We start from the raw sequence: 24328 nt of genomic DNA on the forward strand, positions 1-24328 counted from the left end.
CGTACACACTCCCGCCGCTCCTGCTCCGCAGGCGTGTACCCACCCCTTTGCCCGTACCGCATACCTCGGTCGTACCGCACCAAAAGCGATCCGTCACGAGGCTAAGACTCTACGCATTCAATCTGTGTACCTTTGCACGGCCACGGACAGGGATCGGCGCCTACCAGGCGGACACAGGGGCACCTGACGAGCAAGTTGGACTCCGCCAACCCGTACGTCGATGTGGTGGTTCACACGCTCTGGGCGCTGTTAATGCTTCGCCCTTGACCTGAGAAGCGCCTCGCCGACGAGGCTCTTCGCACGGGGACGCTGGAGTGGATGACCCGCGTCCTCAACGGCGACTGAGCGACAAGGCAAAGGGCCTCCGCTTCGCTCCGGACGTTCTCCCAGGCGGGCTGAAAGACGATGTCGGTAAGAAGTAACAGCGCTCGGGGGGTTGCGGTGGGAGCTGTATCGTGGAGAAGGCGCTCGCGCGTCACCGCGTCGAGGAAGAGCGACAGGATCACATCACCCCCTGAGGGGTCCGATGGCGGCCGTCGAAGACTCGGAACATGCCGGCGTCGAACGCCTTAAAGAAGCTAGGCGCGCCATCCGCAGTCGCAGGTAGCGACCCGTTGGATGTCTTTTGATGGTCTTTGTTAGTTACGTCGTCGTAGGCCCGCCCGGACCGATTCATCGTCGGGATTGGCGAGGATTGCGCCCGGTCTGCGCTGCGTGAACTGTACGACGGTCACGTCACCGCAGGTGGCGCCATATGGGCTGCGTCTCGCGGTGCTTCCTGGAGCGCGCGACGGCGGACGCCGCGGGCCAGCAGGTAGCCGACCATCCAGAACTCGCCAACGTGCGCGGGCATCGCGAGAAGTTCAGCGACGACTCGTGCCTCGGGAGCGAGGTACACGATGAACGCGCCGAGCAGATAGCCGGCGCCGCCTCCGATGAGCGCCCAGCCCAGCGGCCGGGGCATCCACCCCGAGCGGAGCACGCAGAAGCCCATGGGGATAAGCCACAGGCCGAAGAACATCGCTCCCACGCCCCACAGGTTGCCGCTCACCAGGTAGAGGAGATGGACGGTTGTCGGCGCGTCGCCGACCGGGCCGAACGCGATCTCGACCGCTGTCGCCAGGAACGCCGCGCTGCCGAGGCCTGTGACCGCGTTGACCAGGCCGAAGGCGGCGATGCCGCCGGCGGCTAAGGCGTCCACGGTGCGGAATAGGCGGTAGAACCACGTGGCGGTGAGTGCCTGGGTGACGACCATGAGCATTTCCACCACGACCCCGGCGCGCGCGAGCGACTCGTTCCCGACCAGGTGCGCCAGCGTCGCACTGGGATCGTCGGCGGCGAAAAGCCGCGGCCGGATGACCAGAAATCCAAGCACGCCCGTGATGGCCATACCGAGATAGAACAGCCCGGTCATACGGGCGGTGCGGACTAGCTCGGCCGTGCTGGCTCCTTCAGCTGTTACGTCGGCTCGTGAGGGTCCCGTGATCATCTGACGGCCCCCGATTCAACGACGGTGTCGGCAGCCACCGGCCTGTCGACCATGGCGCAGAGGGCAACGATTGGATGGAACAGGCCTGCGCTCGAGGCGAGGCGTTGAGGGGTGTACATGATTCTCCCTTGCTTTTGGGTGTGACGGAAGAAGGCCGCAGGGCGGTGTCCCCGCGCGCCGGTGGTAACGGTGTGGCGGTTAGTCCTGGGTGTCGGGGTGCTGGAAGACGTCGTCGAGCGGCATCCTGAACGCTTGGGCGATCTGGAAGGCCATGTCCAGTGACGGCGAGTAGCGGCCCTGCTCGATGGCGATGATGGTCTGGCGGGTTACGCCGATGCGGTCGGCCAGCTCGGCCTGGGTCATCTCCCCGTGGGCGAACCGCATGGCTCGGATCGCGTTGGTGACCCTGCTGGGCTTGGCCATGGGCTAGAAGCCCCGCCGGTACGCGACGATCTTCACGATTGAGGAGGCGAGGGCGGCCAGGACGAATGCCAGGTAGAGCGTGTTGGCGATCCAGAACTGCTCGATCTTCGCCATTGCCAGGCCGAGCGGGACGATCGCGGCGACGCTCATGACGTAGAACCCGACGTACTCGCCCCGCCGGTTGATCTGCTTGTCGCGCTCGTCGGTCTTGTCGGCCTCCCTCGGTGAGAGGATCGCGGCCATGATGTTCAGGACAATGTTCGCGACCATCCCGACACCCATCGCGGTGAGCATCGGCCACACGTAGGCGATCGTCGCCACGTCCGTTCCCGGGACCTTTGACAGGACGGTCGCGAAGTAGACGACGGCTACGCCAACTGCGACCACGACGTAGATCCACGTGCTTTTCTCTTCGGAGGACATGTCCGCTCCCATGTACAACAAACTTGACATAGTCAAAAGTAAAGCAGCGCAGACATGATGTCAACGAATCTTTACTCCGCCTTGCGGCGCGAGTCCGCCACCCCGGTCCGCGTCGTGTGCAGCAGGCTGACGATCAGCGTCAGCCGCTTGTCCCCGTCCAGCACCTTGCGCAGGTCCGCGACGTCGGCCTCCGGCAAAAGTTCCAGCCTTGATCCCTATCAGGCAGGTCAGCGACGCCGGCAGGCGCTGCTGAACTCCGCGGCGCTTATAATTGCGCGGCCGAGCAGCACGAGCAATGCGCCGCCCTCGAAATCGGGCTGATCGACCAGCACCTTGAGCGCGCCGCCTGGCACCAGCGGGCAACGGCGCAGGACCGGCAACCAGCCAGCCAAGATCGGCCAGGTTGACCACGATCCGGGCGCCGAACCGGCGAGGGGGTGCTGCTACGCCGAGGAGTTCCTCGACGCCTTCAGAGTGGTGATCGTCAATGGGCCGAGGCAGTCAGGCAAGAGCACTCTGCTTCAAACGCTCGCTGTGGGTTGATCACATCGCGTGTGAGCCGGAAGGCAAGGCACCCGTCACACTCGCAGAACGGTGACCTGACGGCCGGACGGCGTGGTCGCCTGCTCGAAAGCGCCTCGTTCCTTCCATGGCGGGGCTTCGGGTCGCCGGTTGAAGATCACCAGCGCGCCGGTGGTGAGGGTGAGGCGGTCAAGGTACCGGTCGAGTTGCATGAGGCCGTCGGGCATCGGGTCGTTCTCGCCTGCTCGCCAGACCTTGAGCTCCATGGCCTCGCGCTGCGTGAGCCGTTCGCCTTCGGGGCCGGTGTAGGGCCAGCGGACGAGTACGTCGAGGCGGTTGGTGCCGGCGGCGTACTCGCGGTCGAGCTGGCCTCCGCCGTTGACCAGTCGGTGCAGGAAGGCCATGAGGATGATCTGGCAGGCGGCCTCGTGGTAGCCCTCCTGCTGGATGAGTACCTCGCCGTGCTCGCGCCAGAACACGACGAACTCCTGCAGCAGTCGCGGCAGGTCGAAACGGCCGTCGGACAGTACGAAGCTGTGCGGATCGGCCATCACGTACTGTTCCGATGGGTCGCCCAGGACCCGCAGGATGACCTCTCGGTAGATCGGGTTCGCCACCTGCAGTGGGGGTTTCTGCTTGACCAGGCCCAGATCGCAGACGTAGGACAGGTCGTCGGAGAAGGTGAGGTCGACGTCGGGGAAGTCCCCGGCAAGGATGGGCTCGATCACCCGCTTGACCCGGGGCTCGCGCAGCCGGGCGACCAGCGCGTCCAGATGGGTGGCGCGCTTGCGGATCAGCCGCTCCTTGGCGTCTTCCACCTGCCCAGCGGTGATGGCACTGGTCACTTTCATCTGAATAGTGATCTCATAGGCGAGGGCGTTGACCAGCCACGGTTGTCCCTGGGTCAGCTCGAAGACTCGGTTCACCGCGTCCTTGGTGAATTCCTGGCCGGTCGCCTGCGTGTGCTGGTCGTACAGCTCGGCGATCTCGTCGGCGTTGAAGTCGCCCAGGCGTAGCGACGCGGTGACGATGTTGAACGGGCTGGCCGGGTTGGACCGGCCGGGGGTGCCGCCCGAGGCGACCTTGTAGTCTCGCAGGTCGCGTAGTCCGCACAGCACCACGGATGCGGGGAACGGACGGCCTCCCGGCCGCGCATTGTGACCGTCACGGAGTTGGCTGAGGATGCTGACCAGGCTGTTCCCCTGCAGGGCATCGATCTCGTCGAGGAACAGCGCGATCCGGCGCGGGCTGCGGTGGCACCATTCGGTCAGTGCCGAACCGAACCGGCAGCCCGGCGTGACCTGCGGCCAGGGATCCGGCGGCAGCAGCTCCTCTGGCCATCCCGACCACTTGGCGGCCTCGCGGAGGGAATCCAGCAGGAGTGACTCCGCAGCGGCGTAGTCGTCACCGGCCGACTTGGCGCGCTCGCAGGACAACATCAGGGCGGTGACATCACCTTCGGTGGTGAGTTCGGACGCCAGGGTGCGCAGCGCGGTCGTCTTCCCGGTCTGCCGGGGCGCGTGCAGCACGAAGTAACGGTCCATCTCGATGAGCTCTCGCGCCTGCGGGAGTCGCTGTGTGGGGGGCAGCATGTAGTGCTGCTGGGGGCCGCATGGGCCGGCGGTGTTGAAGAATCTCGCTCGGGGTGGCCGCACGGTCACATTCTGCCATCTCCCTGGCGACGCGACGCCGACAAGCTTGAGTGTCTCCTGCGAGCCGTTGAGTATCGCAAGCAGGGGCACCAGAGCGTAGAGCCGTGGATCGACAGCCCTCTTGCCGCGCTCAAGACCGCGACCGGGAGGCGGCTCGCCGAGGAGGCTCTTCGCACGGGGGCTCTGGAGTGGATGACCCGCGTACTCAACGGCGACTGAGTGGCAAGACAAGGGGCCTCCGCTACGCTCCGGACGTTCTCCCAGACGGACTACCGCCTGCTCCCTGGAGAACCTTGCTTCGCTCGGGCTGCCTTCCCGAGGGCTGCGCCCTCACGCTTCGCCAGGTGGGCCCATGAGGGGAGCGGAAGCTTGGCTGGAGGCTCATGGTGGGCCTTCAGCGGATGCGGTAAAAGGGCCTCAGTTGGGACGGGTATCACCCTTGGTCGAGCCTAGCTGCCCGCCCAGAGGTAGCCCTTCCTGTCGGCGCCGGTATGGCGCGCTTGGTCGTTGTAATCACTGGTCCCACGCGCCCTCCCCACCAGATGGGGGATAGACCGTAGGCTTGGCTCGGTGGGTGGACAGTGACGAGGAGATGCCGGATGACAGCTCTACCTGATGACAGCTGGCTTCTCAACATCCGTCCTCAGCCCGCGCGGGTCACCCCTGAGGAGTATGAGGCGCTTCCGGAAGAGATCGCCAAGGCCATCGAGATCGTCGACGGCTATGTGGTCTACTGCGCAGCGCCTACGCCTGATCATCAGACTGCCGGTCGGCGGCTGGCCAACATGCTGGAACGTCATGCTCGCGAGGCAATGAGCAAGGGCCACGAGTGCGTCGCCGTGAACAACGACGTGGATCTGCGCTTGAGAGACCTGCCGTTGCTCAACCGGCGACCCGATGTCGCGCTCTATCGGTGCCTGGACCGCGAGCGAGACGAACGGCTTCGTGCCGAGCACGCGCTGCTCGTCGTGGAGATAGTTTCTCCCGGCTCCGAGACGCAGGACACGACCGACAAGCTCGGGGAGTATGCGAAGGCTGGCATTCCGCACTACTGGATCGTCCGGCTTGATCGTGCGGGTGTGTCGATCATCGAACGGTACCGGCTGGATCGGGCATCGATGCTCTACAAGCACATCGGCACCTTCATGAAGGACGAGTCCGGCGACGTCCCCAGCGTCAGCAACCCGATCCCTATGGTGATCGACTGGTCAGAACTGCAGTTCTGAGCGATCCCACTGCATGGTCCGTCACGTCAGCGGTCGAACCAGCGTGTGGCCGATGGCGTGAGGAGCGTGGCGACGATCGCGAGCGGGAAGAGCGTGCTGGGGGCGATCAGCTTGATCCAGCTGAGGTCGCCGTCGATCGCGGTCGCGATGAGGAAACCGCCAGCCGAGACCACTTCAACGGCGATGGCGCCCCAGCGCACCAGCTTCCTTCGGGAGGGTCAGCGGGAGAGCAACCAACCCATGAGCGCTGTGATCACGGCGGTGTAGAGGAACAGCAGGACGAACGGACCGCTGAAGGCAAAAGCGGCGGTACCGATCATGATGGCGAGCCCCACGAGGCTGAAGGCCACTTCCATGGTCATGATGAACCGGCCGGCTCGCACGACGGCCGGCATGCGCTCGGCCTGGATCGCATCCGTCACACGATCATTCTGCCGTGCGACGGGCACTTCGCGCGTTCCAGCGGTGAAAGGAAACTTCCGGCTAGACGGGACCTAGATCCTGATCAACACGACAAGATCGGCGACGGCTGCGAACCCTGTAGCAACTAGGACAGGCGATCGCCAACTTGGATGCGCAACGACGGTCAGCCCTCTGCTGGCCAACTCTCACGATCGGCAACGAAGCTTCCCCGCTGAGGCATGGTCATCACCCATCCCTCGTCCCGAAGCAGAGCCACGGCCTGGCGGGCCGTATCGCGCGCGACCCCGTGATCTCGCACCATCTCCGACTCGGATGGGATCCGATCACGTGGCCGTAGCGCACCAGCCTTGATCTGCTCTCGGACGATCGCCGCCACCTGTTGATAGATCGGCGTCGGGTCGAACCTGTCCACTTCCACAAGGCCGACGTTAGGTACGTGGCCTACAGGGAGCATATGGGCAACGTCCTAGACGAGGTAGACAAGATGGCTTTAAGATGAGCTCATGACTTGGGCTTACCACAGCATCCATGTCGAGCCCGCAACGCCTAATCACGAGAGGCTTGCCTGGTCGGAGCCACTTCCTCGTTCTGCACACGTACGGGTGAGGCAACACACCTGCGCATGCCAGGACCAGATGTACGAACTCTGCGCCTCGGGCGGCCTGATGTTCATCCGGCGAACTACACATAACCCAGACAGAGCCACCGTCCACGAAACGGAGGGGTGGCTCAGCAAACGTGCCGAGGAAGTTTGGGCCCTCCTGCTATCGGGGCAAGCATGTTGAGCTAACCCTCCCTGTCAAAACAGGCATCGTGCGGGTGAGGAAGGAGATATCCCTTCATGGCGGACGATCTGGCGGCGCTGACGGGCTTGTTGTATGAGATCGGGCTGCTCAAGCGCTATAAGCGCACCGGCTGGCTCGTGGCGGGCGTGCGTGACCCGGAGAGCATTGCCGACCACTCGTTCCGTACGGCGATCATCGCCAGCGTGGTCGCGGCACTCGAGGGTGGCAACCCCGAACGGGCCGCCTTTATGAGCCTGTTTCACGACACGCAGGAGACCCGCATCACCGATATCCCGTACATCGGCAAGCGCTACCTCAAAGCGGCCCCGAACGAGGAAGTCACGGCCGATCAGATGCGGGGCGTTCCGGAGCCTGTGGCCGACATGGTGAGTAACGCGGTGGGCGAGTACGAGGAGAAGGTCAGTCTCGAGGCGGTCTGTGCACGCGACGCCGACAAGCTGGAGTGTCTCCTGCAAGCCATCGAGTATCGCGAGCGGGGACACCAAAACGTGCAGCCGTGGATCGACAGCTCGCTTGCCGCGCTCAAGACCGCGACCGGGAAGCGGCTCGCCGAGGAGGCTCTCCGCACGGGAACACTGGAGTGGATGACCCGCGTACTCAACGGCGACTGAGTGACAAGACACAGGGCCTCCGCTACGCTCCGGACGTTCTTCCAGGCGGGCTACGGCTCGTCCCTAGAGGACCTCGCTGCGCTTGGGCTGTCTTCCCGAGAGCTCCTCCGTCACGCTTCGCCCGCGGTTGCCAGGTTGTGTAGGGGACCCGCCGGGTGTCGCCCAGAAGGCTGGCCGAGGGCCGCTCGAATCCGGCAAGGGCATTGGTGAGGCGGAGGCATCGAGCCTCGGCGCGGGTGATCCACAGATCGTCGACCGCGCACCCTCAGTCTCGCCCGGGCACCCAGGCGCTCTGCCGGGCGTCACGCCCGTCATCTCAAACGTCGGTCGTGGCCCGTGGTCTGCCGGTTTTTTTGCCTGTCAAATGTCGGTTGGCTATCTGCAGTCTGTCGGTCTTTTGCGCCGTCAAATGTCGGTTGGGTTCTACGATGGTCTCCATCGTCGCAGCTAGGAGCTGCCATGTCCGAGTTGGTCGCACGCCGGACACTGGTGAGTATGAACGCTCAGCGTGGTGCTCCCTTCAGCTATGTGGATATCCGGCCGTATGTAGTTGCCGAATCCCTAGATGAGCTGCGTGGTCCGGTGCACGGCGTGGTGACTCTCCCGCACGAGCTGGAGTGGAGCGGTCGTCGCAGGTTCGACCTGGATGATCCCTATGACCTCGGTGCCTTCTACAAGATTGTGCTGGAGGAAGGGCGTCAGGAGCATTTGCGCGCGCTGCTCAATGGTGAGACGCTACGGCATCACTGGAGTGAGTTCCTGCCCGCTCGGCGGGTCCGGGCGCTGTGGGAGAAGCGGTTTCCCGAGTTGCGTCGGGCCGCTGCCTGATGGATCCGTTGCAGGAGCGGCTTACGCGTATCGGGCTGGAGGTGGCCGCCCAGCACGGATTCGTCCTCGGCGGTGGTCACGCGGTGCAGTTGCACGGCATGGGTGTGCGTCCTTCCGAGGACATCGATCTGTTCGCGCCGCAGCGCGGGACCCCGGAACAGGTCGAACAGTGGTCGTCGACGCGTACCGCAGAGAGGGCTTCCAAGCCGAGGTATGGCTGCGTACGCCTGATCTGGTGCAGATGGAGGTCGGCGATGCTACTGGGCACAGCTGCAAGGTAGAAGGAGATCATCAGGTGTCACAAGTTCTCGTCATCCTGACGTCTCACGGGCAACTGGGCTCGACAGGGCAGGCAACGGGCGTGGGGTTGCAGACGTTCGCGTCGCCGTACTACGTACTGAAGGAGGCTGGCGTCGAGGTTGTCGTCGCATCACCACTTGGTGGCGACCCGCCGGTCGACCCTTTGAGTTTCGGCGAGGGCGTCGAGACGGTGGCTTTGCGGAGGTTGAACGAGGATGTCCACGCGCGAGCGCTACTGCGTGCGTCGCTGCCCCTGCGGAACGCGGGATCGACTGACTACGACGGCCTCTTTTTCGCGGGTGGCCATGGCGGGATGTGGGACTTCCCCGATGATCCCGTGATCGGTGGCCTCATCGCCGCGGCGCTGAACGCGGGCAAGCCCGTCGCCGCAGTGTGCCACGGTGTTGCCGCATTGTGCGGGGTCGATCCGGTGAGCGGCCGACCACTTGTCGAGGGTCGGAAGGTGACGGCACTGACGAACCAGGAGGAGGCCGCACTCGAACGCGACGCTCTCGTGCCGTTCTTGTTGCAGGAGAGACTCACGAAACTGGGCGCCGAGTTCGAGGAGGCGGCCGAATTCACCTCGCACGTCGTGGTCCACGGCTCTCTGATCACCGGGCAGAACATGCGGTCGGCCGACGAAGCTTCGCGCGCCTTCCTAGCCGCACTCGCCTCGCGGTGCGCATAGGACCAGGTTGCACCGACCCACAGCCAAGAGTCGAAACCAACCTCCTCGACAACGCGGTTCGCTACAACCGTACCGGCGGAACGGTTGAGGAAACGCTCTCCGGCGGAGTGCTGATGGTCCGTAACACCGGCTGGCACGTTCCCCAGGAACGCTTGGCTATGACAGCGGCTCCCCACGACCCGCGGACAGGGTGCCGGGCTCGGTTTGTCGATCGTCGCGGCGATCGCGAAGGCCCACGGGGCCGACTCCGGCTGGAGGGCTGGCACTCGTCCTGGTTCTCGCAGATGGGGCGAACGGGTGAAGCAGGAGAGCGCGTCAAAGCACGATCGGCGGCGATCTCCCCCAGCGCCTGGACGCACTGCCCGAAGGCGACCAGCGAAAGGATCTCGTGGAAGGTCCGCCCGATGGGACGTAAGTCCGGATGGGCGTGGTGTGGTCGGTCACGTGGGCGTTCGCTCGTTGGCCGATCGCCGACGCGACCGGGCTGACCAGCGCGTTCGGCGACGCATCTGGCGTCGCTGCGGCAACGGCAGAGCTGGCATGACCCTGCTGTTCGTGGTGGATCTGGCGGTGATGATTGCTGCCGGTGGCGAGGCCGATCGCGGACCTGGCGGTGCTGCGGGATCAAGCCGAGCTGTTTGGGCGGGGTTGCTGCGGATCAGATCCTGGACGCGGACTTGGCGGCGGCATTTGGATGCATCGTCACACTGCTCCGGGGTGCCGACGAAACACTCCGACCTGCATCAACGTAGGCAGCAAACTACCCGGACTCCACGCTGAGGACGATATTTTTCCAGCACGTTCTGTTGTTGGCCAGGTTGTGTCCACGACGCCGGCCGACCCATTGGCCCCCTTTTCGCCCTCGGAATCATCACCCAAGGTTGGCCACCGCGTCGAATTGCTCGCTCGTGCGGGACCCCTGATCACGGAACATGAAGGAACATCGCACGGGCACGCGCCGAACTGGTCCGTCACCGGGCGGGCGCGAAATCGGCGGATTAAAGCAGCCATAGATGCTTGGATTGACTTTTGCCGGTTTTCACACCGTGCCGTACTCAGCCGATCGACGCGGCATGTTCCCACCTCACTGCGATATCTCCATCGGGCGCATTTCCGGCTGCGAAGAGCGATGCCTCTTTATCCTTTGAGGGGCCGGCGGCCAAGAGGCCACTAACCGCTACCGCCGCTGCGAGGTCTTCCAGACGGCTATCGGATCCCGGAGCCCTGGACGGTGGGCCGACGGTGAACATCCGAATGCCTGCCATTCGCGCTGCCTCCGCGCCCACAGGGACCATGTCGCTATGGCACAGCAGCACAACGGCACGGCTGTCGACGAGCAGCCGCATGACGTCATCAACCGTGATCAGCGGGCTCACTGGCACGACTGTCGCTCCGGCAGCAAGGATGGCGTGGTGTACGCGGCAGAATTTCACCATGCCGGGGCGCAAGAGAGCGATTCGGTCACCGCGCCCTGGGCTGATCTTCTTCAGAGCTGCAGCCAGGATACGGACTTGGTGCCAGACTTCAGGGTTCATGTTGTCCGCCGCCGACAGGTTAGTCACGCTGGATGAGGACGGCCACGCCCTGCCCTACGCCCACGCACATGGTCGCTAGGCCGTTTCGGGCACCCGTGCGGTACATGCGGTGCAGCAAGGTCGTGAGGATCCGTGCGCCCGAGCAGCCGAGTGGATGGCCCAGCGCGATAGCCCCGCCATCGGTGTTGACCCGGTCGGGGTCGATGTCCAGTTCCTGGACGCAAGCGAGGACCTGAGCAGTGAACGCCTCATTGATCTCGGCCGCATCGATGTCGCTGATTCCCCAACGAGCGCGGGACAGCGCCTTTCGGGTGGCTGGGATCGGACCCAGACCCATCACATCGGGATGCACACCGGCCGCCGCCCCTGCGACGTAGCGGCCGAGGGGCTCGATCCCCAGATCTGCGAGTGCCTGCTCGCTCACCAGCAGGAGTGCGGCAGCGCCATCGTTCATCGGAGAGGCGTTACCTGCGGTGACGGTGCCGTCCGCGCGGAAAACGGATTGGAGGGAGGCCAGCCGCCGTGCGCTGGTGTCCTCGCGGATGCATTCGTCGGCCGTCACCGTGATGCCGTCGGCGCGCTCAACCGGTAGGAGCTCGACGTCGAAGCTCCCGTCACGTCTGGCGGCAGCAGCTCGCTGATGGCTCCGCAATGCGAAGGCGTCCTGCTGCTCACGGGTGATGTGGTACCGCATGGCGACCTCTTCGGCGGTCTCGCCCATGGAAAGGACGCCGTGCAGATCGGCCATACGCGGATTGGTAAGCCGCCAGCCGAGCCGCGTGTCATGTGTCTGGAGAGTTCGAGGGAAGGGCTCCTCAGGACGGGGCAGCACGAACGGCGCGCGACTAATGGATTCGGAACCACCGGCGACGACGATGTCCGCCTCGCCGGCGGCGATCGCGCGGGCGGCGCTGATCACTGCTTCCATCCCTGAGGCACACAGCCGGTTGACGGTGGCTCCGGGGACGCGGTCGGGTAGGCCGGCCAGCAGGACGCTCATCCGCGCGATGTTGCGGTTGTCCTCTCCGGCCTGGTTGGCGGCGCCCCAGTAGACGTCGTCGATCCGGGTCGGGTCCAGTGGCTTCACGCCTGCGGTCAAGCCGCTCAAGGCAGTGGCTGCCAGGTCGTCCGGGCGGACGCTCGACAGTGAGCCGTGCAGTTTGCCGATGGGAGTTCGGCGGGCAGCGGCGAAGTAGACGGGACGCATCAGGGGTTTCCTTTTGCTCGGCGGGTGATGGCTCAGGTGAAGGCGGCGACGCCGGTCAGCGCGCGGCCGATCAGCAGCTTGTGGATCTGGCTCGTTCCTTCGTAGAGGGTCATCACGCGGGCGTCCCGCAGGTACTTGGCGACCGGGTATTCGTCGATGTAGCCGTAGCCGCCGAAGACCTGAATGGCGTCGTTGGCGGCGCGCACGGCCACCTCGCTGGCGTACAGCTTCGCCATCGAGGATTCTGTGGCGAACGGTAGGCCGCGGTCGATGTGGTCGGCGACCCGCCACACCAGCAGCCGGGCCGCGTCGACGTCCACCGCGATGCCCGCGAGCAGATCCTGCACGAGTTGGTGGGCGGCGATGGGTTTGCCGAACTGCTCGCGCTCTTTGGCGTACGCGACGGCCGCCTCCAGGGATGCTCGTGCCAGGCCTACACATCCGGCTGCGACGGACATGCGGCCCTTGGCCAGCGCCGCCATGGCGATGGAGAAACCCTTGCCCTCCGGGCCCAGGACAGCAGTTCGGGGCACGCGCACGGCGTCAAAGATCAGCTCGGCGGTGGGTTGTCCGCGCAGGCCCAGCTTGCCGTGCAATTCCCGGCGTTCGAGGCCGGGAGTGTCGGTCGGTACGAGGAAGGCCGTGATGCCCCGGTGGCCGGGTTCCCCGGTACGAGCGAACACCAAGGCGACGTCCGCCCAGGTGCCGTTGGTGATGAACATCTTGGAACCGCTGATCACCCAATCCGCGCCGTCGCGCTCGGCCCTGGTGGTGAGCCCGGCTGCGTCGGATCCGCTGCCGGGCTCGGTCAGTGCGAAACACCCCAGTGCGTTGCCGCTGGTGAGGGCGGGCAGCCACTGGTGTTTCTGTTCTTCGTCGCCGTAGCCATTGATCGACTTGGCGACGAGCCCCAGGGAGACGGACACGATTCCGCGGACCGCCGAGTCGCCCCGGCCGAGTTCCTCCAGCACCAGGGCATAGGTCAGGTGGTCGCCCCCGGAGCCGCCGTACTCCTCGGGAATCGTCAGGCCGAGGAACCCGAGATCTCCAAGATGGCCGACGATCGCCCGGTCAACGGATTCCGCACGATCCCAATCGGCGGCGTGCGGGGTGATTTCGCGGTCGACGAAGTCGGCGGCGAGTCGCCGCACCGCGATCTGCTCCTCGGACAGTTCGAGGTCCATATTCAGTCTCCAAAACTAGCGCTGCAAGTTTTAGCCACATGCTAGTTCAGCTAAACTAGCAGTGCAAGTTTTAGAGAGCGGCTGTGGAACCGCCAAGATGATGGGGGACCGCACCGCCGTTGACAGGGGGAATGCCGTGGCGCGACCACGCCGACCATTGCTGAGCCGGGACCGCATCGTGGCCGCGGCCCTGGTCCTGGTCGACGCCGAGGGCCTCGATGCCGTCTCCACGCGGCGGCTGGCGAACGAACTCGGCGTCAGCGGCCCATCGCTCTACAATCACGTGGCGACCAAGGAAGAGCTGATCGACTCCGTCGTGGACGCGGTCCTTGGTGAGGTCGACACGTCGATGTTCGCCCGGCTCGGTGGCGATGATCGTGACTGGCGCGCCGCTCTGGCGGCATGGGCGGAGTCCTACCGGGCCACGCTGGCCGCGCATCCCAACATCGTCCCCGTCGTCGCCCAAGGGCCCGGCCGCCGTCCCCATGCATTGCGCATCGCCGACGGCGTCTTCGGGGGTCTGGTCGCCGCCGGGTGGCCTCGCCGTGAAGCCACCCGGGTGGGAGCGCTCATGCGGTATTTCGTCACCGGTTCGGCGCTCGGCTCCTTCGCCGGCGGGTTTCCCGATGACGCCACCGTGTATGAGGCGAACTATTCGCACCTCGGTCAGGCACACTTGCTCGCCGCGCGACAGCAGGAGATCAACGAGAGTGCCTTCGCGGTCGGCCTTGGGGCCCTTCTCGACGGGCTCGAGCTGCGCTATCGAGCGGTGACATCAGGCGGCGATGCGCCGGCCCAGGTGCCGTGAGCCAGGTCGCCCGCTCTCATTCTCCGGTCCAGGTCGGCGTGCGTTTCTCGGCGAAGGCACGAGCTCCTTCCTGGGCGTCGCGCGAGGTGAAGACCGGAGCGGTCATCTCCTGCTGCCGTTCGAAGGCCACAGCGGCCGGCCAGTCCCGTGATTCGACAAGTATGTGTTTGGTGACGCGGACCGCCAGCGGGCCGTTCGCCGCTATCGCGGCGGCGAGTCGCCGGGCCTCCGCCAGCGCTCCTCCCGCCGATGTCAGCCGGTTGACCAGTCCGAGCGTGTAGGCCCGTTCCGCGGTGAGAAAGTCGCCGGTCAGCGCGAGCTCCATGGCGACCTGATACGGGATGCGCGCGGGGAGCCGCAACAGGCCACCGCCGACTGCGACCAGCCCTCGCCGCACCTCGGGCAGGCCGAACTTGGCGTTCTCCGCTGCCACCACGAGATCGCTGGCCAGCACCAGCTCGCAACCACCCGCCACGGCGTATCCTTCGACGGCGGCGATCAGTGGTTTACGGGGAGGAGCCTCGGCCAGACCAGCGAACCCGCGACCTTCCACATGGGGGCGCTCTCCCCGCAGAAACGCCTTGAGGTCCATGCCGGAGCAGAAGACATCTCCTGCTCCGGTGATGATGCCGACTTTCAGGTCCTGGCGGGCGTCGAGCTCGTCTATCGCGGTTGCGATGCCCTCGGCGACGGCGCGATCGACGGCGTTCCGTGCCTGCGGCCGGTTGATGGTGATGACGGCGAGGCCGTCGGCGTACTCGGTGATCACTTCATCGGACATGGGTCTCTCATTCGTTGGTTGTGTCTCAGGGGGATGGCACCTGCGTTACGCGGGCGCCGTCACCGGTCGTCACGATGGCCGGCCCTTGGCGGTCCAGGAGTAGAAGCCCTGGCCCGTTTTGCGGCCCAGGAGTCCGTCGCCGACCTTCTCGCGCAGCAACCTCGGTGGCGAGAACCGGTCACCGAGCTCAGCGGAGAGATAGTCGGCGATGGCGAGCCGGACGTCGAGTCCCACCAGGTCCGTGAGGCGCAGCGGGCCGATGGGGTGGCGATAGCCCAGGACCATGGCGGCGTCGATGTCGTGCGGGTCCGCCACGCCTTCCTCCACCATGCGGATCGCTTCAAGGCCGAGCAGCACCCCAAGGCGGCTGGTGGCGAACCCGGGACTGTCGCGGACAACGATGGGGGTACGCTGCCACCTTTCGCTCCAGTTCCTCGCCAGCTCTACGGTCTGCGGCGCCGTTCGATCACCGGTGACGATCTCGATCAGGGCTGACTTGGTCACCGGGTTGAAGAAGTGCAGCCCGAGGAACCTGCCGGGATCGTGGACGGCGCGCGCCAGTCGGCTGATGGAGATCGAGCTGGTGTTGGTGGCGAGGATCGCATGGGGCGCTGCCCTGCCTGCGGCGGCGAGTACCTCCGCTTTCAATCCCGCGTCCTCCGCTACGGCCTCGATGACGAGGTCCGTCTCGGGCGGGGTGCGCATGACGTCCGTGATCGTGTCAAGCCGTGTGAGCGCGCCGGCGTCGTCCGCCCACTCTCGGTGGACGCGTTCTGCGACACGGTCGGCGGCCGCGCGGTCGACCTCGATCACGGTCACCGCGCTGCCCGCGACGGCCATGAGGCCGGCGATGCCGCACCCCATGGTGCCACCGCCGATGACGGTCACGTGACGCGGGTGATCGATCATTTCCCCTCCAAGTGCCTGGCTGAAGCCGCGCTGGTCACTGCGGTTCCTCGGTCGTGAGGACGGATGTGACCGGCGATGCGATCCGGAGTCGGAACAGCCGTCGTACGAGATAGACCACCGCGATTCCGGCGGGCGCGATCAGCCCGAGCCCCAGCTGAGCGCGCGAGTCGGGCAAGATGAGCATGCCGACGGCGACGGCCGCCAGGAGCCCCAGCGTGAACCAGCTCAGATAGGGATGACCCCACATCCTGACCGGCAGAGCTCCGCCTTCCTGTTCGATGAGCCGGCGCAGCCGTAGCTGGGAGATCGCGATCGCGGCGTAGATGACCAGCGCCACACTGCCCGCAGCGTTGAGCAGGAATGCGAACACCGCTTCGGGGGCGAGGTAGGCCACCGCGACTGCCAGCCAGCCGGCCACCGTGCTGAGCACGATCGCACGGATCGGCGTGCCTCGGGTCGTGGTCCTGGCCAAAGAGGAGGGGGCCTCGCCTCGAGCGGTGAGGGCGAAGAGCATGCGGGACGCGGTGTAGATGCCGGCATTGAGGACCGACAGCACGGCGGTCAGCACGACGATCTGCATGGCGAGGGCCGCTCCGGGAATGCCGAGACGTTCCAAGAGGGTGACGAACGGGCTCGCATCCGCCCGGATCGCGGTATGTGGAACGAGCAACACGATGAGGCCGATCGAGCCGACGTAGAAGATGATGACGCGCCAGACCACGGTGCTGGCTGCCCTGGTGACGGCCCTGACCGGGTCGGTGGCCTCCGCAGCGGCGATGGTGACGATCTCCGCACCGAAGTAGGAGAAGACCACGACGGTGACAGCGCTCAACACCCCGGCGGCTCCTGCTGGGGTGAGCGAGCCGTCACCGATGGCCAGATCGTGAGCCTGCTGTCCCGGCAGCACGCCGAACAAGCCGGCGATCGCGATTCCCAGGAAGACCACGATCGCCACCACCTTGATGGCGGCGAACCAGAACTCGGTCTCCCCGAATCCGCGCACGGAAAGCAGGTTGATCACGCTCATCACGCCCATGACAGCGGCGGAGATGATCCATAGCGGAATGTGGGGAAGGAAACCTCCGATGATCTCCGCTCCGGCTACGGCCTCGAAGGCCACGACCACTACCCAGAAGTACCAATACGTCCATCCGATGATGAACCCCGCCCCGTTCCCCAGTGCGAGCCGCGCGTGGTCCGAGAACGATCCCACCGAGGGCCGCGCGGCGGCCATCTCGGCGAGCATGCGCATCACCAGGAGAAGAATTACTCCGCCCACCGCGTAAGCAAGCGGAGCCAGCACGCCCGCTGTGTGGATGACGGTGCCGGAACCGACGAACAGGCCTGCCCCGATGACCCCACCCAGAGCGATCATGGACAGGTGTCGGGGCCTCAGGGATCGCCGCAGCGTCTGTGGGGGATTCGAGTCGATGTGGTCTGGCAAGGTTGGCCTCCTCCGGTACGGCCAGCGCAGTCGGGCGGCTGACCGCGGATAGAAATGCGCAGGCATGGTGCTGTCACCCGTGCGGCTACACCCATGACATGGAGAAACCATCTGGCGCTGCCCTCGGCGCAGCAAGAAGGTGACCATTGCCCGGCACTTGCGCCAGCCTAATTGATTCGATCGATCGATACAATACGGTTGGGTCGCTCTAGTGGAGAGCGGTCACACACGGCACTCTGGTCAATGATTCGATCGATCGATACAATAATGTCAAAATCCGGACATAGGAGCGTGTTCGTGGACGTCCCAGACTCCGAGGAACTGGCCCGCTGCGTCGAACAGATCGATCGCGGCCGACTGGCGAAGACCCTCTGCGAGCTTATTGAACATCCAAGTGTGAACCCGTTCGGTGAGGCACCGGACGGCGAGGAGGAGGGTGAGAAGCGGGTATCGGCCTACCTTCGTGACCGGCTCGGGAGGCTTGGCTGGACGTGCGACATCGACGAGTACACCCCGGGCCGCTACAACGCGCTGGCGCGACTCCCCGGCACATCGGCGGGCAGGTCGCTGATGTTCGCCGGCCACATGGACACGGTGGAGACGACGGGCTACCCACAGGCGCTCACCGGCCTCGTTCGCGATGGCAAGGTCCACGGCCGTGGCGCCTGCGACATGAAGGCCGCACTCGCCTGCTACCTGGAGGTCGCCGAAATCCTGGCCGCGCAGTCGATCAGTCTCTCCGGAGACCTGCTGATCGCGGGCGTGGGCGACGAGGAGTACCGCCAAGAGGGCGCCAAGGCGCTCGGCGCGACCGGGCCCCGGGCCGACGCGGTGATAATCGGCGAGCCGACCGAGCTGACGCTCTGCCTGGCCACCAAAGGGCTCGCGGCCTATGACCTGCAGGTCACGGGGCAGGCCACGCATGGGAGTGTCCCCCAGTACGGTACCAACGCCATCCTCGCGGCGGTACGGCTGCTGGGCGGATTCGACGACTACCAGCGCGCGCTCGACCGGCGACGGCATCCGTTGCTCGGCCCTGCCACCGTGAACGTCGGCGTCATCGACGGCGGCACGAAACCGAACATCGTGCCCTCCGAGTGCCGCGTCCAGTTCAGCCGTCGCCTGTTGCCGGGGGAGAGCCCCTCTGGTGCCCGCGCCGAACTGGTCGCGGCCCTGGAGCCAGGAACGTGGTCGATCGGCGACGCGTGGTGGACCGTCGATGCCTACGAACTGCCCGAGGGCCACTGGCTGGCCGAGACGCTGCGGATCGCAGCCAAGCTCAGTGATGTCCCCGACTGCGATCCGCACGGGTTCCCGGCCAGCTCCGACGCGGCGTACTTCGGCTCGCCGGTGGCGTTGTTCGGTCCCGGCTCGCTGGCCCAGGCGCACAGCCTCGACGAGTGGGTGTCCATTGAGGACATGGCCACGGCCACGGCCGTATACCTCCGTACTGCCTTCCTAACCTCTGGATGAGGAGAGACAACCATGTGGTTGCGTTTCGTCCTGGCCGCAGTGCCGTTCGCGCTCATCCTGGGTGCGATCCCGTGGGTCAACCGCGTCGAGCCGTACGTGCTCGGGCTGCCATTCCTTCTGTTCTGGCTGAGCCTGTCCATCGTTGTCACCTCGGCCTGCATGGCGGCGGTGTACCGGCTCGACCCGGCGAACCGAGAGGAGGCCGAACAGTGATCGTTTCACTCGCCCTGATGGCGCTGACCCTGGGCGTGGCCGTCTACCTCGGCATACGGGCACGCGGGCGCAGCGCCATGAGTCTGGAGAGATGGGCTGTCGGCGGCCGCTCGCTCGGCGGTGTGTTCGTATTCCTCCTGATGGCCGGGGAGATCTACACGACGACGACGTTTCTCGGCATCAGCGGGTTCATCTACGGCAACGGCGGCGCGGCCTACTACATCCTCGCGTACGTGACTCTCGCCTACGTTGTCTCGTACTGGCTCTTGCCTGTGCTGTGGCGCTACGCGAAAGAGCATGGCCTGGTGTCACAGGCCGACTTCTTCATCAAGAAGTACAACAGCCGGGGCCTCGGAGTCGTCGTCACGGTCATCGGCGTCGCCGGCATGGTGCCGTTCCTCGTGCTTCAGCTCAAGGGGCTCGGCATCATCGTCGCCGAGGCGTCGTACGGCGCGGTGCCCTCCTCGGTCGCGATCGTGATCGGCGGCGTCCTGCTCACCGGCTACGTGACGCTGTCCGGGCTCTTCGCCGCGGCTTGGACCTCGGTCGTCAAGGACATTCTGATCGTGATCGTGGTCGGGTTCCTCGGAATCTACCTGCCACTGCGGTACTTCGGCAGTGTCGGCGATCTGTTCGCGGCGGTCGAGGCGGCGCGTCCACACTTCGCCGCACTGCACACCGACAACCTGGGCGTCTCCTGGTACATCTCGACGGTGGTGGTGTCCACCCTCGGCTTCTACATGTGGCCGCACCTGTTCGCGGCCACGTTCTCGGCGCGCAAGGAGTCGACGTTCAGGAAGAACGCCGTCGTCTTCCCGTTGTACCAGCTGTTCCTGCTGTTCGTGTTCTTCGTCGGCTTCGCGGCCGTGCTGGCCGTGCCCGGGCTGTCCGCCGGCCAGGCCGACCTGTCGCTGCTGCGGCTGGCCAAGGAGTCGCTGCCGCCCGTGGTCATCGGCCTGGTCGGCGGGGGCGGGCTTTTGGCGGCGCTCGTGCCCGGCGCGATGCTGCTGAACACCACGTCCGCATTGATCGCTAACAACGTGTACAAGCCTTTGCGGCCCGGAGCCGACATCGGCAGGGTGGCCCGCCTCATGGTGCCCTGCGTCGGCGTGGTGACCATCTACCTCGCGCTGAACGACGGCGCGGCGATCGTGACCCTGCTGCTGCTCGCGTACGCCCTGGTTACCCAGCTCGCCCCCGCGCTGCTCCTCAGCCTTCTCCCCAAGAACCCGGCCAACAGCTGGGGCGCCGGCGCCGGGATGCTGGCCGGAACCGGAGCCATCGCCTATCTGACCGTGAACGGCCTGACCGTGGCCGACGTGGCACCGTTCCTGTCGCCAGTGCTGCTGCATCTCAACGTGGGGGTACTGGCGCTGGTCCTCAACCTCACCGTACTGGCCCTGGTCACCCTCGCCACCTCCCGGCGGGCTCCCGCGCTCAGCCCAGAAGGAACCGCGTAGGTTCGCCGATCTCCAGATCCGCGCGCCGCACAGGGCGATCCTCCTGTGCGGCGCGCACCAGGGCCAGGCCTCCGTCGGCGTACGTATGGCACAGCTCCAGCAGGGTGAGATCCCCGCTGGGCTGGAACCAATGCGACACCGCGGTGCACATCTCCAGCAGGCCGATGGTCAGCGCCTTCGGATGTGAGACGGTGAACACGCCGGTGGCGACGCCCTCTTCCACTGTGGTCCGCCACACATTCTCGTAGGAGTCGCGGAGACTGACCACGCGGTCGCGACGCTCACCGGACAGGGCCCGCACCTCGGTGTCGCTGACGATTTTGGCCAGTCGGTCGGTGACGTGCTCCCATACATGCTGCTCGATCAGCATCGCCAGGCGCCGGCAGGGCGTGTCCAGCGCCTGATACGCCGCGTCGGCGGCGCGTTTGAGCGGCGCGGTGCTGGTGAACATGATGTCCACCAGCAGATCGTCCTTGCTGCCGAAGTGGTGGTAGAGCGAGGACAGAGTGACGCCGGCTTGCGTGGCGATGTCACGGATACCTGTTCCGTGGAAACCTCGCTCGGCGAACAGGCTGATGGCCGCCGAGCGGATACGGCGAGGCGTTTCCGCCGCTTCGGCGGCGCGCGGGCGCGGCATCGTTCGGCTCCTAGCTGGCGAGACCATCTCCTGCGACTGAACCTACCGGATTGCGATCATTGCCGCCGTCACCCGGCCATGGTCAGGCCGCCACTAACGGAAAGTACCTGGCCGGTGACGTGTGCCGGAGCTGCGGCAAAGAAGGCGACCGCCTCAGCGATCTCCGCGGGCTGGGCGAGGCGCCTGTTGGGGGTGGCGCGAACGATCGCGTCCATCGTGGCCGCGGCACGCTTATCCCGCTTGATCTCTTCGAGAAGAGGGGTGTCCGTGGGTCCGGGACACACACAGTTGACGGCGATGCCGTGGCGAGCGGTTTCCCTGGCGATGGACTTGGTGAAGGCGATCGTGCCGCCTTTGCACGCGGCGTAGACCGCCTCGCCGGAGGAGCCGACGCGTCCGGCATCGCTGGCCACGTTGACGATGCGCCCGCCGCCACGCGCGACAAGTTGCGGAATGGCGAGGTGGGTGGCGTTGAACACGCCCTTCAAGTTGATGCGGATCAGCTTGTCCCACAGCGATGGTTCGGTGTCCGCGAATCGCTTCACGTGATCCCAGCCAGCGTTGTTGATCAAGATATCGAGGCCGTTCAGCCGCGTGCACGCCGCCTCCATCGCCTCGCTCAGGGACGTGTAGTCGCCGACGTCGGCGATCAGCGCAAAAGCACCGGAGACCTCGCTGGCAAGCGTCTGCGCCGCTGCCCCGTCAAGGTCAATGATCGCGACGGAGGCGCCCGACGCCGCCAGTTTGCGAACGATCGCGGCGCCGATGCCCTTCGCACCGCCGGTCACGATCGCAGCGGCGGCATCAAGAGAGTCCTCTTCGTTGGAGCGGTGGCTGATGTGAGAGTTGTTGCTCATGGTGGAACCCTTGTCATTGATGGTGGAAAGAGGCCGATACCTGTGGCCGGAGTCAGTCGCGGGTTTCCCGGTCGAAGGTGAAGGGACCGACTCCGCATGACTTGAGCACACGTTTTTCGATCTTCTCGGTTGGCGTCTTAGGTAGAGGGCCGGTGAACTCGACGTATCGCGGCAGCATGTGGCGCGGTAGCCGTTCGTCGCAGTAGGACAGCAACGCGCGCTCGTCCAGCTCCCCGCCCACCCGAAGCGACACCACGACCATCACGTCTTCTTCGGTGAGATCGCTCGGCACGCCGAATGCCGCCACCTCCAGCACGGCGGGATGCCGGCTGATCACCGCTTCGATCTCCAGGGCAGAGATGTTCTCCCCGCGCCTGCGGATCACGTCCGCTCCCCGGCCGACGAAGTAGAAGTAGCCGTCCTCATCGCGACGGGCGAGATCTCCGGTGTGGAACCACAGGTCGCGCCACGTCTGAACGGTGACCTCGGGCATACCGAGGTACTCGCTCAAGATCACGTGTGGCTCGAGGGGGCGAATGCAGATCTCCCCTACTTCGCCGCTCGGCAGCTCGAGTCCGTCGGGGTCCAGAACCTTGACGTCGAAGGGGTGGACGGGACGACCGCACGAACCCGGACGGCGCGGCTCACCTGGGCGGTTGTACAGCACGATGCCTGTGTCGCTGAGGCCGTACACCTCGACGAGCTCGACCCCGAACCTGCGCTCGAAGTCTCCTGCCCACTCTGGGAGTGGAACGCCCCACCCGAGCCGAGCCGGGTTGTCCGCGTCATCGGGCGCGGCCTCCTGCTTGTGCAGCATGGTCAGGGTCGCGCCCATGAAATCGAAGACGGTCGCCTGGTAGTGGCGCACCTGTTCCCAGAACCGCCGCACCGAAAACCGCTCCACCAGCGCCGCAGTCGCGCCCAGCATGAACGCGGGGGCGACGGTGAAGATCGCAGCATCGGCGTGGAACAGCGGGAAGGGGCAGAACAACACATCGGCCGCGGTCAGGCCGAGTTGCTCGGTGAAAACCTCTGCTTGTCGGAGCACATACCGATGAGGCAGCACACACGCCTTCGAGCGGCCGGTACTGCCGGAGGTGAAAAGCAGGATGCTGGGATCGGCGGGACGGGTCTCGTGACGTGGTGCGGAGGATGGATGTGTCGTCAGATCCTCCCATGGCCGGATGGGAACGGCATCGGTGCGCGCCTCGGCGTGGCCCCGGACGAAGACCATGCGCAGGCTTCCGCCGTTCAGCAGCGCTTCCTCGAGCGCCGGCAGGAACTGCTTGTCGACGATCGCGACCTCGGCCCCGCATGTCCGCAGGGCGGCCGCGAGCCCGCCGCCCAGTAGCGCTGTGTTCACCGGCGCAGCCACGGCCCCGATCCGGCTCAGCGCCAGCCAGGCGATGACGAACTCGATGCTGTTCGACAGGATGAAAGCCACGGTCTGGCCCGCACACACACCGTTCTCAGCCAGGCCGGCGGCCACCAATCGGACCTGTGCGGCCAGTTGACCGTAGGTGAGCGTCTCGTCCTCGACCCGTAGTGCCGGGTGGTCGGGTTGCGTCCGGGCGTGGCCGTCGACGAGGTCGCTGAGCGTGCGCGCGTCCCCGATCATTGCCGAGTCCCCTTTTTCGCATGGCGAGCCGCGAACTCGCGCAGGCCCATCTCGGCCGCGTCGGTACGTCGCGCCTCCCCTACGGTCACCGCCTCGCGCTCCAACGCGCGCAGGAGGACCTCATGGCTCGCATCGCTCATCAACCGCCGAGTCAGGCGGACGGCCTGCGAGCGGCTCGCCAATTCCTCGGCGAGTGCGGCAGCCCGGTCCAGAACCTGATCGTCGGGAAGGACCTCGCTGACCAAGCCGGCCGCCAGCGCCCACGCCACGTCGTAGGTCCTCCCAGTGAGCAGCATGTCACGCGCACGCCCGCGCCCGACGATGGACGGCAGCAGCACCGACGCCCCGTTCGTGCACACCAGGCCCCATGCCACCTCCGGGCATGCGAACATGGCGCGCTGAGCTGCCACCCGCAGGTCACAGGCCAGTGTCAGTTCCAGCCCGCCACCCATTGCCGCGCCATTGATCGCGGCGATGCTCGGTTTGTTCGAGGTGAGCAGCAACCGGGTAATCCGTTGAAGCCCCTCGATGGTCTCGTCGAACGCCTCAGCATCGGTGCGGGCGGCCTCTGACAAATCGTCACCCGAGCAGAACGCCGAGCCCTCGCCAGTCAGGACGATGGCCCCCGTCTGTTCATGCCTGTCCGCCTCGACCAGCGCATTGATGAGATCGCACACCATCTGGCGGGACAGCGCGTTGCGCCTCTCGGGCCGGTTCAGCGTCACCATCGACACTCGCCCTCGATGCTGGAGCACTACACGTGTGGCGTGGCCGTCGTCGGCCGCGATACCGGATTCTAGCGACATACGGG

General features: G+C 65.9%; 27 protein-coding genes. 8 read left to right on the forward strand and 19 right to left on the reverse strand.

Annotation, left to right across the window (positions count from 1 at the left end; all coding sequences use genetic code 11):
- Positions 1-730: 730 nt before the first annotated feature.
- The 6 genes from KLK06_RS19060 to KLK06_RS19080 form a co-directional block, all read right to left on the reverse strand.
- Complete coding sequence (locus KLK06_RS19060) at positions 731-1414, reverse strand: DUF4386 domain-containing protein (RefSeq protein ID WP_214636877.1); 684 nt, start codon at positions 1412-1414, stop codon at positions 731-733.
- Positions 1415-1687: 273 nt separating this feature from the next.
- Entirely contained in the window at positions 1688-1912 is a 225-nt protein-coding gene (locus KLK06_RS19065) for a helix-turn-helix transcriptional regulator (protein ID WP_214636878.1), read from the reverse strand.
- A 3-nt stretch (positions 1913-1915) separates the two neighbouring features.
- On the reverse strand, positions 1916-2335 hold the full coding sequence (locus KLK06_RS19070) for a hypothetical protein (protein WP_214636879.1): 420 nt from the start codon (positions 2333-2335) through the stop codon (positions 1916-1918).
- A gap of 71 nt (positions 2336-2406) precedes the next feature.
- Positions 2407-2532, reverse strand: coding sequence for a hypothetical protein (locus KLK06_RS61495; RefSeq protein WP_284735056.1), 126 nt, complete (start codon positions 2530-2532; stop codon positions 2407-2409).
- A gap of 30 nt (positions 2533-2562) precedes the next feature.
- Positions 2563-2727, reverse strand: a complete 165-nt coding sequence (locus tag KLK06_RS19075; RefSeq protein ID WP_214636880.1) for a hypothetical protein — start codon at positions 2725-2727, stop codon at positions 2563-2565.
- 186 nt (positions 2728-2913) lie between these two features.
- Positions 2914-4449, reverse strand: a complete 1536-nt coding sequence (locus KLK06_RS19080) for an AAA family ATPase (protein ID WP_214636881.1) — start codon at positions 4447-4449, stop codon at positions 2914-2916.
- A gap of 659 nt (positions 4450-5108) precedes the next feature.
- On the opposite strand from KLK06_RS19080, the gene KLK06_RS19085 reads away from it, so the two are divergent.
- Positions 5109-5735, forward strand: coding sequence for a Uma2 family endonuclease (locus tag KLK06_RS19085; protein ID WP_214636882.1), 627 nt, complete (start codon positions 5109-5111; stop codon positions 5733-5735).
- Positions 5736-5761: 26 nt separating this feature from the next.
- On the opposite strand, the gene KLK06_RS19090 is transcribed toward KLK06_RS19085, so the two are convergent.
- From KLK06_RS19090 to KLK06_RS19100, 3 genes are all read right to left on the reverse strand, one after another.
- The gene (locus KLK06_RS19090) at positions 5762-5935 is read right to left on the reverse strand and encodes a hypothetical protein (RefSeq protein WP_214636883.1); all 174 of its coding nucleotides are present in this window, start codon (positions 5933-5935) and stop codon (positions 5762-5764) included.
- 18 nt (positions 5936-5953) lie between these two features.
- Positions 5954-6157, reverse strand: a complete 204-nt coding sequence (locus KLK06_RS19095) for a hypothetical protein (RefSeq protein ID WP_214636884.1) — start codon at positions 6155-6157, stop codon at positions 5954-5956.
- 164 nt (positions 6158-6321) lie between these two features.
- Positions 6322-6612 (reverse strand): winged helix-turn-helix domain-containing protein, encoded by a 291-nt coding sequence (locus KLK06_RS19100; RefSeq protein ID WP_250905718.1) that lies wholly within the window; start codon positions 6610-6612, stop codon positions 6322-6324.
- A 387-nt stretch (positions 6613-6999) separates the two neighbouring features.
- Here KLK06_RS19100 and KLK06_RS19105 point away from each other — a divergent pair, with 387 nt between their 5' ends.
- From KLK06_RS19105 to KLK06_RS19115, 3 genes are all read left to right on the forward strand, one after another.
- The gene (locus KLK06_RS19105; RefSeq protein WP_214636886.1) at positions 7000-7575 is read left to right on the forward strand and encodes an HD family hydrolase; all 576 of its coding nucleotides are present in this window, start codon (positions 7000-7002) and stop codon (positions 7573-7575) included.
- Between the two features lie 459 nt (positions 7576-8034).
- Positions 8035-8403: a hypothetical protein gene (locus KLK06_RS19110; protein ID WP_214636887.1), complete on the forward strand. Its 369-nt coding sequence runs from the start codon at positions 8035-8037 to the stop codon at positions 8401-8403.
- Between the two features lie 169 nt (positions 8404-8572).
- Positions 8573-9391, forward strand: coding sequence for a type 1 glutamine amidotransferase domain-containing protein (locus KLK06_RS19115; protein ID WP_214636888.1), 819 nt, complete (start codon positions 8573-8575; stop codon positions 9389-9391).
- A gap of 1055 nt (positions 9392-10446) precedes the next feature.
- On the opposite strand, the gene KLK06_RS19120 is transcribed toward KLK06_RS19115, so the two are convergent.
- The 3 genes from KLK06_RS19120 to KLK06_RS19130 are packed head-to-tail and all read right to left on the reverse strand — an operon-like array spanning position 10447 to position 13317.
- Positions 10447-10953 carry an AMP-binding protein gene (locus KLK06_RS19120; RefSeq protein WP_214636889.1) on the reverse strand — a complete coding sequence of 169 codons (507 nt, stop codon included), beginning with the start codon at positions 10951-10953 and terminating at the stop codon, positions 10447-10449.
- Positions 10946-12133, reverse strand: a complete 1188-nt coding sequence (locus KLK06_RS19125) for a thiolase family protein (RefSeq protein WP_214636890.1) — start codon at positions 12131-12133, stop codon at positions 10946-10948. The genes KLK06_RS19120 and KLK06_RS19125 overlap by 8 nt, the downstream gene beginning before the upstream one ends.
- Before the next feature lie 32 nt (positions 12134-12165).
- Positions 12166-13317: an acyl-CoA dehydrogenase family protein gene (locus KLK06_RS19130; protein WP_214636891.1), complete on the reverse strand. Its 1152-nt coding sequence runs from the start codon at positions 13315-13317 to the stop codon at positions 12166-12168.
- Between the two features lie 178 nt (positions 13318-13495).
- Between KLK06_RS19130 and KLK06_RS19135 the strand changes: the two genes are divergently transcribed.
- A complete protein-coding gene (locus KLK06_RS19135; protein ID WP_308168331.1) occupies positions 13496-14125 on the forward strand; it encodes a TetR/AcrR family transcriptional regulator in 630 nt (209 codons plus the stop codon).
- 16 nt (positions 14126-14141) lie between these two features.
- Here KLK06_RS19135 and KLK06_RS19140 read toward each other — a convergent pair whose 3' ends face one another.
- The 3 genes from KLK06_RS19140 to KLK06_RS19150 form a co-directional block, all read right to left on the reverse strand.
- Entirely contained in the window at positions 14142-14906 is a 765-nt protein-coding gene (locus KLK06_RS19140; RefSeq protein ID WP_214636892.1) for a crotonase/enoyl-CoA hydratase family protein, read from the reverse strand.
- A 69-nt stretch (positions 14907-14975) separates the two neighbouring features.
- On the reverse strand, positions 14976-15815 hold the full coding sequence (locus KLK06_RS19145) for a 3-hydroxyacyl-CoA dehydrogenase family protein (RefSeq protein WP_214636893.1): 840 nt from the start codon (positions 15813-15815) through the stop codon (positions 14976-14978).
- Positions 15816-15849: 34 nt separating this feature from the next.
- Positions 15850-17190, reverse strand: coding sequence for an amino acid permease (locus tag KLK06_RS19150; protein WP_214636894.1), 1341 nt, complete (start codon positions 17188-17190; stop codon positions 15850-15852).
- Between the two features lie 366 nt (positions 17191-17556).
- Between KLK06_RS19150 and KLK06_RS19155 the strand changes: the two genes are divergently transcribed.
- The 3 genes from KLK06_RS19155 to KLK06_RS19165 are packed head-to-tail and all read left to right on the forward strand — an operon-like array spanning position 17557 to position 20405.
- Positions 17557-18732, forward strand: coding sequence for a M20 family metallopeptidase (locus KLK06_RS19155; RefSeq protein ID WP_214636895.1), 1176 nt, complete (start codon positions 17557-17559; stop codon positions 18730-18732).
- Positions 18733-18744: 12 nt separating this feature from the next.
- Positions 18745-18945, forward strand: a complete 201-nt coding sequence (locus tag KLK06_RS19160; protein ID WP_214636896.1) for a DUF3311 domain-containing protein — start codon at positions 18745-18747, stop codon at positions 18943-18945.
- Positions 18942-20405, forward strand: coding sequence for a sodium:solute symporter family protein (locus tag KLK06_RS19165; protein WP_214636897.1), 1464 nt, complete (start codon positions 18942-18944; stop codon positions 20403-20405). Before KLK06_RS19160 ends, KLK06_RS19165 begins: the two co-directional genes overlap by 4 nt.
- Here KLK06_RS19165 and KLK06_RS19170 read toward each other — a convergent pair.
- From KLK06_RS19170 to KLK06_RS19185, 4 genes are all read right to left on the reverse strand, one after another.
- Positions 20383-21042 (reverse strand): TetR/AcrR family transcriptional regulator, encoded by a 660-nt coding sequence (locus KLK06_RS19170; protein WP_214636898.1) that lies wholly within the window; start codon positions 21040-21042, stop codon positions 20383-20385. The genes KLK06_RS19165 and KLK06_RS19170 overlap by 23 nt on opposite strands.
- 68 nt (positions 21043-21110) lie before the next feature.
- Positions 21111-21899, reverse strand: a complete 789-nt coding sequence (locus tag KLK06_RS19175) for an SDR family NAD(P)-dependent oxidoreductase (protein ID WP_214636899.1) — start codon at positions 21897-21899, stop codon at positions 21111-21113.
- A gap of 52 nt (positions 21900-21951) precedes the next feature.
- Positions 21952-23517: an AMP-binding protein gene (locus KLK06_RS19180; RefSeq protein ID WP_214636900.1), complete on the reverse strand. Its 1566-nt coding sequence runs from the start codon at positions 23515-23517 to the stop codon at positions 21952-21954.
- Positions 23514-24323, reverse strand: coding sequence for an enoyl-CoA hydratase/isomerase family protein (locus tag KLK06_RS19185; RefSeq protein WP_214636901.1), 810 nt, complete (start codon positions 24321-24323; stop codon positions 23514-23516). The genes KLK06_RS19180 and KLK06_RS19185 overlap by 4 nt, the downstream gene beginning before the upstream one ends.
- Positions 24324-24328 lie beyond the last annotated feature (5 nt).

The sequence above is a fragment of the Nonomuraea sp. NEAU-A123 genome (assembly GCF_018603905.1).
Classification (GTDB): Bacteria; Actinomycetota; Actinomycetes; order Streptosporangiales; family Streptosporangiaceae; genus Nonomuraea.